This is a genomic window from Candidatus Nitrospira neuquenensis (assembly GCF_979578155.1).
This window is the reverse complement of record NZ_CEFZDU010000022.1, coordinates 198,267-210,993: the sequence shown is the minus strand read 5'-3', so window position 1 is coordinate 210,993 and position 12,727 is coordinate 198,267. Positions and strand designations below refer to the sequence as shown.

15 protein-coding genes are annotated in these 12,727 nt (G+C 72.8%); 14 read left to right on the top strand and 1 reads right to left on the bottom strand.

The window, feature by feature from the left end:
• Positions 1-12 precede the first annotated feature (12 nt).
• From AC1U7O_RS09840 to AC1U7O_RS09825, 4 genes are all read left to right on the top strand, one after another.
• Entirely contained in the window at positions 13-555 is a 543-nt protein-coding gene (locus AC1U7O_RS09840; protein ID WP_479894575.1) for a TlpA family protein disulfide reductase, read from the top strand.
• A 53-nt stretch (positions 556-608) separates the two neighbouring features.
• Positions 609-1,370, top strand: a complete 762-nt coding sequence (locus tag AC1U7O_RS09835; protein ID WP_479894573.1) for a cytochrome c biogenesis CcdA family protein — start codon at positions 609-611, stop codon at positions 1,368-1,370.
• Positions 1,371-1,525: 155 nt separating this feature from the next.
• Positions 1,526-2,284, top strand: a complete 759-nt coding sequence (locus AC1U7O_RS09830) for a hypothetical protein (protein WP_479894572.1) — start codon at positions 1,526-1,528, stop codon at positions 2,282-2,284.
• Between the two features lie 42 nt (positions 2,285-2,326).
• Positions 2,327-3,070 (top strand): DUF4410 domain-containing protein, encoded by a 744-nt coding sequence (locus tag AC1U7O_RS09825; protein ID WP_479894571.1) that lies wholly within the window; start codon positions 2,327-2,329, stop codon positions 3,068-3,070.
• An 18-nt stretch (positions 3,071-3,088) separates the two neighbouring features.
• Here the strand turns inward: AC1U7O_RS09825 and AC1U7O_RS09820 are convergent, their stop codons facing one another.
• Positions 3,089-3,247: a hypothetical protein gene (locus AC1U7O_RS09820; RefSeq protein WP_479894569.1), complete on the bottom strand. Its 159-nt coding sequence runs from the start codon at positions 3,245-3,247 to the stop codon at positions 3,089-3,091.
• A 37-nt stretch (positions 3,248-3,284) separates the two neighbouring features.
• Between AC1U7O_RS09820 and AC1U7O_RS09815 the strand changes: the two genes are divergently transcribed.
• From AC1U7O_RS09815 to pxpB, 10 genes are all read left to right on the top strand, one after another.
• Positions 3,285-3,773: a hypothetical protein gene (locus AC1U7O_RS09815; RefSeq protein WP_479894567.1), complete on the top strand. Its 489-nt coding sequence runs from the start codon at positions 3,285-3,287 to the stop codon at positions 3,771-3,773.
• 210 nt (positions 3,774-3,983) lie between these two features.
• Positions 3,984-5,528, top strand: coding sequence for a hypothetical protein (locus AC1U7O_RS09810; protein ID WP_479894566.1), 1,545 nt, complete (start codon positions 3,984-3,986; stop codon positions 5,526-5,528).
• A gap of 30 nt (positions 5,529-5,558) precedes the next feature.
• Entirely contained in the window at positions 5,559-5,996 is a 438-nt protein-coding gene (locus AC1U7O_RS09805; RefSeq protein ID WP_479894565.1) for a hypothetical protein, read from the top strand.
• A 111-nt stretch (positions 5,997-6,107) separates the two neighbouring features.
• Positions 6,108-6,455 (top strand): hypothetical protein, encoded by a 348-nt coding sequence (locus tag AC1U7O_RS09800; RefSeq protein ID WP_479894564.1) that lies wholly within the window; start codon positions 6,108-6,110, stop codon positions 6,453-6,455.
• A 91-nt stretch (positions 6,456-6,546) separates the two neighbouring features.
• The gene (locus AC1U7O_RS09795) at positions 6,547-7,668 is read left to right on the top strand and encodes an efflux RND transporter periplasmic adaptor subunit (protein ID WP_479894563.1); all 1,122 of its coding nucleotides are present in this window, start codon (positions 6,547-6,549) and stop codon (positions 7,666-7,668) included.
• A 30-nt stretch (positions 7,669-7,698) separates the two neighbouring features.
• Entirely contained in the window at positions 7,699-7,941 is a 243-nt protein-coding gene (locus AC1U7O_RS09790; RefSeq protein WP_479894562.1) for a hypothetical protein, read from the top strand.
• A 168-nt stretch (positions 7,942-8,109) separates the two neighbouring features.
• A complete protein-coding gene (locus AC1U7O_RS09785; RefSeq protein ID WP_479894561.1) occupies positions 8,110-10,167 on the top strand; it encodes an ATP-binding protein in 2,058 nt (685 codons plus the stop codon).
• An 87-nt stretch (positions 10,168-10,254) separates the two neighbouring features.
• Positions 10,255-10,542, top strand: a complete 288-nt coding sequence (locus tag AC1U7O_RS09780; RefSeq protein WP_479894560.1) for an FKBP-type peptidyl-prolyl cis-trans isomerase — start codon at positions 10,255-10,257, stop codon at positions 10,540-10,542.
• Between the two features lie 25 nt (positions 10,543-10,567).
• The gene (locus AC1U7O_RS09775) at positions 10,568-11,926 is read left to right on the top strand and encodes an NCS2 family permease (RefSeq protein ID WP_479894559.1); all 1,359 of its coding nucleotides are present in this window, start codon (positions 10,568-10,570) and stop codon (positions 11,924-11,926) included.
• A gap of 90 nt (positions 11,927-12,016) precedes the next feature.
• On the top strand, positions 12,017-12,694 hold the full coding sequence (pxpB, locus tag AC1U7O_RS09770) for a 5-oxoprolinase subunit PxpB (protein ID WP_479894557.1): 678 nt from the start codon (positions 12,017-12,019) through the stop codon (positions 12,692-12,694).
• Positions 12,695-12,727: the final 33 nt, after the last annotated feature.

Here is a 12,727-nt window from a genome sequence, read left to right as displayed (position 1 = left end):
GCGGAGGGAGCCATGGCGGGAGCGGAGCGGAGCCGGGGCGACGGGTGGCGGGCGGCGGCGGGCGCCCTCCTCATGACGCTCGCCGCGTTCGGCACTGACGGGGCGGGGGCGGATCCGGCGGTGAAGGCCGCCGGTCCGCCGGCACCGGACTTCTCGGTCGTGACGGCCGACGGCGGGACCTCCAGCCGCGCGTCGCTCGCCGGGCGGCCGGCCCTGCTCATCTTCTGGGCGCCCTGGTGCCGGGTTTGTCAGCGGGAGCTGCCGCGGCTGGCCGAGTTTGCCCGGTCGGGCCGACCGGCCCACCTGCGGCTGCTCGCGATCGGCTTCGCCGACACCCGCGCCAACGTCGAGGCCTTTGTGAAGGCGCGCGCGGAGGCCTTCGCCTTCCCGACGGCCTACGACGAGGACAATCGGGTGGCGGAGGCGTTCCAGGTGACCGCGACCCCGACGCTCGTGCTGCTGGACGGCGCCGGGAGCATCGTGCTGGTGCACCGCGGCGGCGGGCTCCTGCAGAACCCGCGGTTCCGGGAGTTCCTGGCCGACTCGCCGCGATGACCGAGGGCGGGGAGGGCGGCGTCGCGCCGTCCCTCCCCGGACGGTGAGACCCCATGGCGCTGCTCGGCGATCTTCCACAGGCCTCGCTCCTGGCCGCCTTCCTGGCCGGCCTGCTCTCGTTCCTGTCGCCCTGCGTGTTGCCGCTCGTGCCCTCCTACCTCACCTACGTGACGGGGCTCTCCGTGGAGGACCTGAAGGGGGCCGGTCGGCGGGAGGGCCTGCGACGGACCGTCCTGACGAACTCGCTCCTGTTCATCGCCGGGTTTTCGGCCGTGTTCATCGGCTTCGGGGCGTCGGCCAGCGCCGTCGGCCGCGCGCTGGCCGCCCACCAGGACCTCCTGCGCAAGGCGGGGGCGGTCCTGATCATTCTCTTCGGCCTGTCCCTGGTCGGCGGGCTCAAGCTGCCCTTCCTGATGCGGGAGCACCGCCTCCGCTGGCGAAGCCGCCCGGCCGGCCATGCCGGGTCCTTCCTCGTCGGCGCCGCCTTCGCGGCGGGTTGGACGCCCTGCGTCGGGCCGGTGCTCGGCGCGATGCTCCTCTACGCGGGCGCGGCCGAGACGCTGTGGGACGGGGTCACGCTGCTGGCCTTCTATTGCCTGGGCCTCGGCCTGCCGCTCTTCGCCGCGGCGCTCAGCCTGGACCGATTCCTGGCCTGGGCCAAGCCGTTCCGGGCGTCGCTCGGGCTGATCGGCCCGCTCACGGGCCTCCTCCTGATCCTGTCCGGGGTCGTGATGTACCTGGACCGCCTCTCCTCCCTCACGGCCTTCTTCGAGCGGTACGGCATCGGCTCGTACTTCGGCGCCGACGGCGGCTGAGCGGCACGGCCGGGATCGCCCCTCGCCCCGGCCGCGGCGGCCCCGCGTCCCGCCATTGACCCGTGACGGCCTTTGCGGCTACTGTAGCGGGGCTGGGTCGCGGTCCCTCCGCGGGAGCGGGGGGCCTCCGGGCCCGACTCACGAGGGAGCAGGACATGGGGCAGGCACGACGGGATCGGCGGTGTGATGGGCGCGGGCTGGCCGGCGCGGCGGCCCTGGTCTTGGTGCTGGGCGGGGCGGCGTCGCCGGCGGCCGATCCGGCCGACGGAGCGGACCCCTTCTGGAGCGGGTCCTGGAGTTTCGATCACGAGCCGGCGGGCGCGTCGCCCAAGGGCTTCACGGCCGGCGGACCCGGCGGAGGGGTCGCCGGTCTCTGGAAGGTGGAGGCGGACCCGCGCTCGCCGGGGGCGCCGAACGTCCTGGTCCAGACCGACCCCTGCGGCGCGCCGGACTGCTGGCGGGTGCTGATCCTCGATGCGCGCGACTTCGATTACCTGGACCTCGGCGTCGTGCTCCGCTTCGTGAGCGGGGGATCGCAGGGCGGCGCGGGGCTGGTCCTGAGCGCGAAGGACGCCGAGAACTTCCATGCCGTCACGGTGGACCAGGCGCTGGAGACGTTGGAGGTGGTGCGCGTGCGGAACGGCCAGAAGACCGTCGTCGGCCGCCAGGCGATCAAGAAGGGCAAGAAGCTCTGGCACAACCTGCGCGTGCAGAAGAGCAACACCGCCAAGCTGGACCAGCCGTACCTGGAGATCGGCTTCGACGGCGAGCTCGTCCTGTCGGTGACCGATCCGGCGCTGGTGCCGGGCAAGATCGGGCTGGCCACCAGGGGAGACGCCGCGGCCGCCTTCGACACGTTGCGGGTCATGCAGGTCCGGTCCAACGAGGCCCTCTCCAAGCCGCCGGCGTACTGAGCGGGCCCGTCTCCGGCCCCTCTCCCCGCCCCCGAGGAGCACGTGGACGGTTCCGCCACCCGCTTCCGGCTGCTCTCGGCCGTCGCGCTCGTCCTCGCCGTGAGCGGCTGCGGCTGGGACCCGACCGCCGCCAAGGATGCGGTCACGGGCGGGGTGACGGTCCAGCCTCGGCCCGCGCCGGGCCGGACGCCGGCCGCGCCCTCCAGGCGCATCTACGTGGAAGACTTCGTGCTGGACGCAGAGCGGGTGGAGACCGACGAAGGGCTCAGGGGCCGGGTCGCCCCGCTCCAGCAGATGCCCCGGTTGCGCCGACGCGAGAGCCCGGCCGAGAAGGCCCGGCAGCTCGTGGAGGCGATGGGCGAGGGGCTGGTCCGCCACCTCAACGAGGCCGGCTTCACGGCCTCGAGGCTGGCGCCCGGCGCGGTTCGGCCGAAGGCGGGCTGGCTCCTCCGCGGCCTGTTCACCGAGGTCAGCGAGGGTAATCGGGTCCAGCGGGCGATCATCGGCTTCGGGAGGGGCGCGACGAGCATGGAGGTGCAGGTGACGGTGAGCGACCTGGCGGGGAATCCGGACGCGCCCTTCATCGTGTTCGGCACCGTCAAGGACCCGAGCCACCTGCCCGGGGCGGTCGTGACCATGAACCCCTTCATGGCCGCCGCCCGGTTCGCGATCGAGAAGGATGCGTCGGCGCGGGACGTGGACCGGACCGCGAAGGAAATCGTGCAGGAGATGCTGAAGTATCGGGATCGGTTCGCGGAAGGGGCCCCCGCCCCGCCGGCGCGGTAGCCGGAGGCCCGGCCGGCGTCATTTCGCGAAGGCGACCGCGGAGACGAGCAGGAAAGGCGCGGCGGGCACGAGCGGGACGAAGAGGGCGACGACCCCGAGGACAAGGGCGAACCAGCCGAGCGCCTGCAGGGCGACATCTTTCCAGGACTGCTGCGGAAGGGCGGCCGTGGCGGTCATAGGCACCTCCTCTGGTGGAACCCCTGGGGACGCGGACATGGTAGCCGAAACGCCGGGGCGTGGCAACGGGCTCATGATCGGGCTGGCCGTCCTCGGCTGGCTGTGGCTCGCCGCGCTCCCGGCCCAAGCCGCGGGCTGCCGCGGCCTCGAGGGCGAGACCTACGAGCGCTGCGTGCGGGGTCAGCTTCCCGACAGCGGGCCGCCGACCGTCCTGTTCTTCGACGCCGAGGGGACGTCCGTCGCAGTGGACCGGACCGTCGTCGGCCGCTCGATGACGGAGGTCTGCCGGGCGATCGGGCGGGACGGCCGCTTCCAGGCCTACCGCAGCGACGGCGACCGGCGCCGGTCCCGCGTCTGGAAGGAGCTGGAGTGCAGGGGCGGTCGCCTGCACGGCCTCTGGAAAGAATACTTCCCCTCCGACGACCTCCTGACCGTCCTCTCCTACGACGAAACCGGCCGCGCCGTGAGCCAGGCCTTCTACCACAACGGCACACTGCTCCGCGAAACCCCGATCGGCCGGCGATAGTCTTCCCTCCTCAAGCTCCTCGCGTCCCTCGCCGGGTCCCGGATGCCCGGCTCGACTCGGGCGTTCTCCTCCCTTGAAACGGTGGGGACGATGAGGAGGATCGCGCCGCACCCCCCGTCCCGCTATAGTGGCCCTTCCCGTCGAGGTACGTACAATGCCTGGAGGAGCCGCCGTCGGACCGTGAGGGGCGACGGCCGGCCGACAATGGCGATGAAACGTGTCGGCATCCTCGTGGTCCACGGCGTCGGCGACCAGGGCGCCTTCCAGTTCCTGGAGTCCGTCGCGGTCCATTTCTACAAGACGCTGCTCAAGGAGCCGAGACGGGCCGCTGTCCTGCAACTGTGCCGCGGGGACCAGGCTCCCCGCGGCTCCCGCGAGGAGAGCTGGCGCGAGCGGCCGCTCCGGCTCCGCTGGCGGACGCTCGACCCCCCGCGCGACGACTGGCCCGAGTGGGTGGAGGCGCACTTCGCCGAGGTCCATTGGGCGGACCTGGACCTGCCGCCCACCCTGGGCCGGTGGCTCGCCTTCGCCGGCTGGGCCCTCAGCATGTCCGGGGTGCGGCTCTTCGCCGATTCGCTCGTGTGGCGCCATCGGCGGGCCGTCATGTCCCTGCCCCGGCCGCTGACGGGCGGGCGGCGGGCGCTGGTCCGCCTCCAGCTCTTCGGCCTGTCCCTGCTGTTCCTCCTCGCCCTGCTCACCGTGGGGCTCGTCTCCGGCCTGCTGACCCGGCTGGCGATCCGCGTGCGATGGGTCGAGGCGATCAAGGACACGGTCTACAACTACGTCGGCGACGTGAAGCTCTACCAGGACTGGTTCGTCCGGACGGACACCCGCGCGGAGGTCTACGGCGAGAAATCGCGGGTGGCGATCCGCCGGCGCATGGTCCGGGGGGTGCTGGCGATGGCGAAGGAGGTGGAGGAAGGACGGCTCGACGGGTTCTACGTGATCGCCCACAGCCTGGGGAGCGTCGTCGCCTTCAACGCCCTCATGGAGCTCGACACGACCCTGCCCAATTACCTGACCGAGCGGGAATGGCTGGCGCTGCCCGCGGCCTTCAAGGTCGCCGCGCGGGAGCCGGCGCCGCCCTTGCAGATGCCGCGGCGGCCGCCGTGGCTGGGGCCGCACGACGCGATCTGCCGCGCCAGGGTCCTCGGCGGGCTGCGGGGCTTCCTGACGATCGGCAGCCCCCTGGATAAGTTCGCCGCCATGTGGCCCGTCATCGTGCCCGTCAACCGGGAGCCGCTGGGACGCGACGTGGCCTGGTACAACGTGGCCGACCGACAGGACCTCGTCGCCGGCCGGATCGACCTCTTCCCCCTGCCCGAGCCGTCGTCGGGGCGCGGCGGTCTCCGGCTCACGAACCTCGAGTGGACGGACCAGTGGTGGCCCTTCACGGCCCACACCTCCTACTGGAAGGCGGGGCCCCGCGACGATCGCCTCATCGACCGGCTGATCGCCTGGGTGGAGGGGGCGCCGACGCTGGAAGCGCCCGCGGACCGGTACCCGGCGTGCCCGGCGCGCCTCCTCTTCTGCCTGTGGATCCTGGTCCCCAGCCTGCTCGTCTGCGGCGCGCTGGCCGCGCTCCTGTCGCTGGTCGTGTCCGAGCCCTGGTGCTCGTTCCTGTGGTCGGTCCCGTGCCCGGCGTCGTTCTCCGTTCTCCGGGCCCTCGGCTGGGTGCTCGGCGGCGGGGTCGCCCTCGTCCTGACCGCCTCGATCGCCCGGCGGATCTGGGAGGAGGCCCGGTTCCGCCGTTAGCCGCCGGTGTACAATGGCCGCCGGACGCCGATGGTCACCCAGCCGGATCACGACGGTGCCGCCCGCAGCCGGCGCGCGCTCCTGCTGCTCGTCCTGGCCGGCGGGCTCGTGCTGCTCGTGCCCGCCTTCCTCTACACGATCGCGCCGGAAGGCCCCCTGCGGGACGGCGACTCCGTCTATTCGACCGGGCGCCACATCGTCTACTTTGTCCGTCCCGATCGGTACCGGGAGGCCGGCTACACGACCTACTGCGTGCTGGAGCCGCGCGACCCGCTGCTGATCGTCCGCCGCCTGCCCGATCGGCCCGGCGAGTCCGCCGTCGCCCGGTTCCAGGGCGTGAGGGCCAGGCTGGAACGTCCCTTCTGTCCGCCGCAGGCGGAGGTGGTCGTCCGGCCCCACCAGGTCACGACGAAGGTGCACCTCTGGGGAGCGGTGCGGGACGCCGTGGCCGGGTTCCTTGCACGGTAGCGCGACGCCGGCGAGCCTCCCGACCACCTGCTCCCGCATTGACAGGCTGCCCGTTGCGTGCTAGGGTAAAACGCTGAATCGGCGTCCTTCCAAGCCGGTGAGGTCCGGACCGTGACCGAGGCGAGAAGGCTCACTGTCTGGTGTCGGGGGCTGCGGCGGGCGGCGGTCGCGCTCGTGATCCTCGTCTGCTTCGCCCTCGCGGGCGTCGAAGGGGCCGTGGCCGTGGAGGCGGGGAGCGTCCCCCTCCCGCAGGCCGTCCTGCCGGACGGTGACGGGCTCGATGCCGACCAGCTCCGAGGGCTCCACCCGTCCCCGGCCCCGCACCTGGCCTTCTCCGGCTCCAGGGCATCGGTCCATCTCCCGTCGCCGGCCTCGCGCCCGGCCGCGCTACCCGAGCCGGCCGCTCCCTCCCGCGTCCCGTCCGCCCGGTGGAGTCTTCGGGGGCCGCCGTCCCGCTGACCGCGCCATCCTGTCGCCGCGATCGGTGCCGCCCGTCGCCGCCCGCCCCCCCGCAGGGCGCGGCCGTGAGTGGAGTGAGGGAAACGTTCAGATGCTGCGATGGTTGCCCCTGCTGGGACTGTGCTTGAGCCTCACCGCCTGCGACGGCCCGGGTTCGCCGGCCGGCCACGCGGCGTCCCCGCCGGCACCCAAGCCCGAGAGTCCCGCCCACATCCAGACCGCGATCGTCGCCGAGCGGCCCTCGCAGCCGGTCCTCACGCTGGCGGGCCGCATCACCTACGCGGAGGACCGGTTCTCGCGGATTTCCTCGCCGGTCCGCGGACGCGTGACGGAGGTTCGGGCCAAGCTGGGCGACCGGGTGAAGGCCGGCGACGTCCTGCTGGTCCTCGACAGCCCGGACATCGCGGAGGCCTACGCGGAGTTCGTCAAGGAGCATTCGGACCTCTCCTACGCGACCAGGGCCTTCGAGCTGGCCGTGGACCTCTACCGGCTCCAGGCCATCCCCTTCCGGGACTACAAGCAGGCGGAGAACGACCTGGTGAAGGACCAGGCGGCGTTCAACCGGGCCAAGGAGCGGCTGCTCTCCCTGAAGGTGTCGGCCGCGGAGCTGGAGAAGCCCCTGGCCCAGCAACACATCATCTCGCGGTTCGAGCTGAAGAGCTCCCTGACGGGGACCGTCGTCGAGCGCAACGTCACGCCGGGGGAATCCGTCGGCGGCGACCCCGCCCAGGTCCTGTTCACGGTCGTGGACTTGGACACCCTCCAGGTGGCGGCCGACGTGTACGAGTCGGACCTCGGGCTCATCAAGGTGGGCCAGGTGGCGACGGCGACGGTGGAGGCCGCGCCGGGCGTCGAGTTCCCGGCGGCGATCGCCGCGATCGGCGACCTGGTCGATCCCGCCGGCCGGACGATCAAGGTACGGGCCTGGGTCAACAACCAAGACCGGCGGCTGAAGCCGGAGATGTTCGCCCGGCTGCACGTCCCGATCGGCGATGAGACCCCCTTCATCACCCTGCCCAGCGAGGCGGTGTTCGAGTCCGAGGGCCGGCTGTACGTCTACGTCCAGGACGGGCCGTCGCACTACACGCCCCGCGCCGTGAAGGTCCAGAAGCTCCCGGACCGGCAGGTGCGCGTGCTGGAGGGGCTCCATTCCCACGAGCGGGTCGTGGTCAAGGGCGCCGTGCTGCTCAAGGCCATGCTGCTGAAGTCGTAGCGATCCCTCGTCGAAGCGGGAGGACTCCCCATGCGCGACCTTTTCCTCGGGTTTCTGCTGGGACTGTCGGTCGGGGGCGGGGTCTGGGCGGCGGGGCCGATGACCACGCCCGCGCCGTCCGGGCAGGGGACGCGGCCCGACCGGCAATGGGAGCAGGACCGTGGCGCGGGCCTCCGGGAGTACATGCAACAGCGCGCGCAGGACCGGTCGGTCGAGCGGGAGCGGCGGGAACTGACCGACGAGATCGAGCGCCTCAATCGCCGTCCCTGCTGATGCGCCCGCCGGCTCCCTGCTCCGGGCTTCGGAGCCTCGATCTCGCGGGGAACGCCCCCGGTCCCCCATCCGGCGGTGTGCGGCCCCTTGTTCGGACCGCCGCCCTCGTACTACGATAGGGCCCCGTTCTCGCCCGCTCGGTCCTCGGCCGTGGTGAAGGATCTTCGCGTGAAGGACGACCCGCTCCTCCGCCAGCTCGCGGCCCTGACCGACCTGGTTCGGGGCGAGCCCCTTCGGTCGGACGACTTCGCGGCCGGCGCGCGGCAGGTCGCCGAGGCGGCCGCGCGGGCCGTCGACGTCGCGCGCGTCGGCGTCTGGCGCTACGACGCGACCCGCAGCCGCGCCCTCTGCCTGCACCTGTACGAACGGGCCGCGGACCGGCACGGCCCGGGCACGGAGGTGGCGGTCGCCGACTGCCCCGCCTACTTCCAACGCCTGGACGCGGGCGAGGTGGTCGCGGCGGACGACGCGCCGGCCGACGAGCGCACGCGCGGCCTCGCCCCGGGCTACCTCGCGGTCCACGGCGTCACCTCCCTGATGGCGGCCCCCCTCCACGTCCTGGGCCGCGTCGAGGGCCTGTTGGGCTTCGAGCACGTCGGCCCGCGCCGCGCCTGGCGCGACGCGGACCGCCTGTTCGCCGCGGCCGCGGCCGCCGCCCTCTCGCTCGCCATGGAGCGCTGGGTCCACCACCGGGCGGCCGAGGCGCAGCCGGGCTACCGGAGCCTGGTGGACTCGCTCGATGGCATCGTCTGGGAGGCGTCGGCCGAGGATTTCCGCTTCACCTTCGTCAGCCGGCAGTCGGAGCGCCTCCTGGGCTATCCCCCCGAGCGGTTCCTGACCGACCTGACGTGGCGGGACCTGATCCATCCGGAAGACTACGACCGGGTCGTGGCGCTCTGCACCAAGGCCGTGGCCGAGCGGCGGAACCACGAGCTGGAGTTCCGCGTGCTCGCGGCGGACGGCCGGACCCTCTGGGTGCGCGACCTGAGCAGCGTGATCGTCGAGGAGGGCCGCGTCGCGAAGCTCTGCGGCGTCCTGCTCGTGATCGACGAGCGCAAGGACCTGGAAGCCCAGCTCCTGCAGGCGCAGAAGATGGAGGCGATCGGCAAGCTGGCCGGCGGAGTGGCCCACGACTTCAACAACCTGCTGACGATCATCAACGGCTACAGTCACCTGCTGCTCGGCCGGCTGCCCGAGACCGACCCGCTGCGCCAGGACATCGCCGAGATCAAGAAGGCGGGCGACCGCGCCGTCGAGCTCACCCAGCAGCTCCTCGCGTTCAGCCGCCGGCAGGTCATGGTGCCCGCCGTGCTGGACCTGAACGCCGTCGTGCGCGGCCTGAGCTCGATGGTGCAGCGGCTGCTGGGCGAGGACGTGGACCTGAACGTCGCGCTCGATCCCGCGCTGGGGCACGTGCGCGCGGACCGGAGCCAGCTCGAACAGGTCCTGATGAACCTCGCGGTGAACGCCCGCGACGCCATGCCTCGCGGCGGGAAGCTCACGGTCGAGACGGCGAACGTCGAGGTCGCCGAGACCTTCCGCCACGGGCAGGTGGTCATGCCCGGCCGCTACGTGCTCCTCTCGGTGAGCGACACGGGCATGGGGATGGACGAGGCGACCAAGGCCCGCATCTTCGAGCCCTTTTTCACGACCAAGGATGTCGGCCGGGGCACCGGGCTGGGGCTCTCGACCGTCTACGGCATCGTCAAGCAGAGCGGCGGCCACGTCTTCGTCTACAGCGAGCCCGGCCGGGGGAGCACGTTCAAGGTCTACCTGCCGCGCGTGGACGAGGCCGTCGAGCCGGAGCCGGTCGCCGAGACGCCCGGCGACCTGCCGAGGGGGGACGAGGTGATCCTGCTGGTCGAGGACGAGCCGGGCGTCCGGGCGCTCGTGCGGAACAGCCTCCGGGCGCGGGGCTACGCCGTCCTGGAGGCTCGGCACGGCATCGAGGCGCTGCTGCTCAGCGCGCGCCATCCCGGCCCGGTCCACCTGCTCCTCACGGACGTCGTCATGCCCCAGATGAGCGGCCGGGAAGTAGCCGCGCAGGTCCTGGCGAGCCGCCCCGGCACGAAGGTGCTCTACATGTCCGGCTACGCCGAGAACTCCGTCGTGCACCACGGCATCCTGGACCCCGGCACGGCCTTCCTCCAAAAACCCTTCACGCCGGACGCGCTGGTGCGTAAGGTCCGGGAAGTCCTGGATGCGCGGGGGCCGGCGCCCCGCTGAGGGACGGCCGGGACGGGGTGACGTGATGGACACGGGCAGGAGGGACGGGGGCTCTGGCCGCGCGACCTGGAAGGGGCCCTGCTCGGGATGAAGGCCGGCCGGCGCAAGCGCGTGACCCTGGCCGCGGCGCGGGCCTACGGGCCCTACGACAAGGCCGCGCGGGTCACGCTCCCCCGGGACCTCGCCCCGCCCGACGTGCCGGTCGGTGGGTTTCTCGAAGCCCCGGACGGGCGGACGATGAAGGCCTTGGAGGTCACGGACCGGGCCCTCGTGCTCGACCTCAACCACCCCCTGGCCGGAAGGGGCGTCGTCTTCGAGGTGACGGGGCTCACGGTGGAGCGGCCGTCGAAGACGCCGGCCGCCGGAACCCCATAGGCCCGGACCGACGGTCGCGCCGTCCATGTGGCTTGCACATCCCGCCGAGGCGCTGGAGCGGCGCTTCCACCTCACGGCGAACGGCACCACGGTCCGGACCGAGGCGGTCGCCGGGGTCACGACCTTCTTCACGCTCTCCTACATCCTCTTCGTCCAGCCCGCCGTGCTCGCCACGACCGGCATGGACTTCGGCGCCGTGCTGACCGCCACCTGCCTCGCCAGCGCGTTCGCCACGCTCCTGATGGGCCTCTACGCGAACTATCCGATCGCGCTCGCCCCCGCGATGGGCCACAACGTCTACTTCGCCTTCACCGTCTGCGGCGCGGTCGCGGCCGGCGGGATGGGGCTCCGCTGGGAGACGGCGCTGGCGGGGGTCTTCGTCTCCGGCGCGCTGTTCCTCGTCCTGTCCCGCTACGGCTTCCGCGAGCGGCTGCTGAACGCGCTGCCCGACTCGCTCAAGCACGCCATCGCGGCGGGGATCGGCCTCCTGATCGCCTTCGTGGGCCTGCAGTGGGCGGGCCTCGTCGTCGCGAAGCCCGGGACGCTCGTGGGCCTGGGACCGCTCGGCGGCCCGCCGACGCGCCTGGCCCTGGCGGGGCTCGCGCTGACCGCCCTGCTGCTCGCGCGCGGGACGCCGGGGGCGATCCTCTGGGGGATCGCGGCGACGACGGCGCTCGGGCTCCCGCTCGGCCTGACGACCTATCACGGCCTCGTGAGCGCGCCGCCGTCGCTCGCGCCGACGTTCGTGAAGCTCGACCTCGCCGGGCTCCTCACCGCGACCGGCGCGACCGCCGTCTTCACCTTCTTCTTCCTTGCGCTCTTCGACACGATCGGGACGCTGGTGGCGGTCGGCGGGCAGGCGGGGCTGCTCCGGGACGGGCGCCTGCCGCGCGCGGAGAAGGCCCTGATGGCCGACGCGGCCGGCATCGCCGCGGGGGCGCTGCTCGGCACCTCGACGATCACGAGCTACGTCGAGAGCGCGGCCGGGGTGGCCACGGGCGGACGGACCGGCCTGGCGAGCGTGGTCACCGCCGGGCTCTTCCTGCTCGCGCTCTTCTTCTCGCCCCTGGCCCGGATGGTGGGCGGCAGCGTCGAGACCCCGGCCGGCGCGCACCTCTACCCCGTGATCGCGCCGACCCTCATCGTCGTCGGCAGCTTCATGCTGCGGGGCGTCGCGCTCATCCCCTGGAGCGATCCCTCGGAGGCCGTCCCCGCCTTCTTGACGGTCCTGCTGATTCCGCTCACCCTGAGCATCACCGACGGGATCACCTTCGGGCTGGTCGCCTACTCGCTGCTCAAGGCGGCGACCGGCCGGGCGCGGGAGGCCCACTGGCTGATCCACCTGTTCGCCGTGCTGCTGGCGCTCCGCTACGGGCTGCAGTAAGGGATCGCTGAGTCGTGAGGGGTGAGTCCTCGGATGGCCAAACACCACTCTCAACGGTCAGCACTCAACGCTCGGAGCTTTCCGCGACTGGTGCAGGCCGGCGACGCGGCCGTCACGGTCGAGTTCGGCGACCGGATCGCGCCGGCGATCAACGGGCGGGTCCGGCGGTTCGCCGAGGCGGTCGCGGCGAAGCGGTGGCCCGGCATCCTCGAGGTCGTGCCGACCTTCCGGTCGGCGACCGTCTACTACGATCCGCTGGTCGTGCCGGCGGCGACCCTGGCGCGGCGGCTGCGGGTGCTGGCTTCCTGGCCGTCGCGCCCGGCGCCCGCCGCGCGGCGGCGCGTCGAGGTGCCGGTCTGCTACGACGAGGAATTCGGGCCGGACCTGGCGGCCCTCGCGGCGGCGGCCGGGCTCACGCCGACGGAGGCCGCGGCGCTGCACCGCTCGGTCGAGTACCGGGTCTACATGCTCGGCTTCACGCCGGGCTTTCCCTACCTGGGCTCCGTGCCCGCCGCGCTCGCGGCCCCGCGCCTGGCCGAGCCGCGCCTGCGCGTGCCGGCCGGGTCCGTGGGCATCGCGGGCGAGCAGACGGGCATCTACCCGCTGGAGAGTCCGGGCGGCTGGCGCCTGATCGGCCGGACGCCGTTGCGGCTCTACGAGCCCGCCCGGACGCCGCCGTTTCTCCTCGCGCCGGGCGACGTCGTGCGGTTCGTGCCGATCGACCGACGCACGTACGAAGAGCTGATGATGGGACGACGGAGGGAGTGAGGGATTGAGAATCGGAAGAGGGGAGCCTCGAAT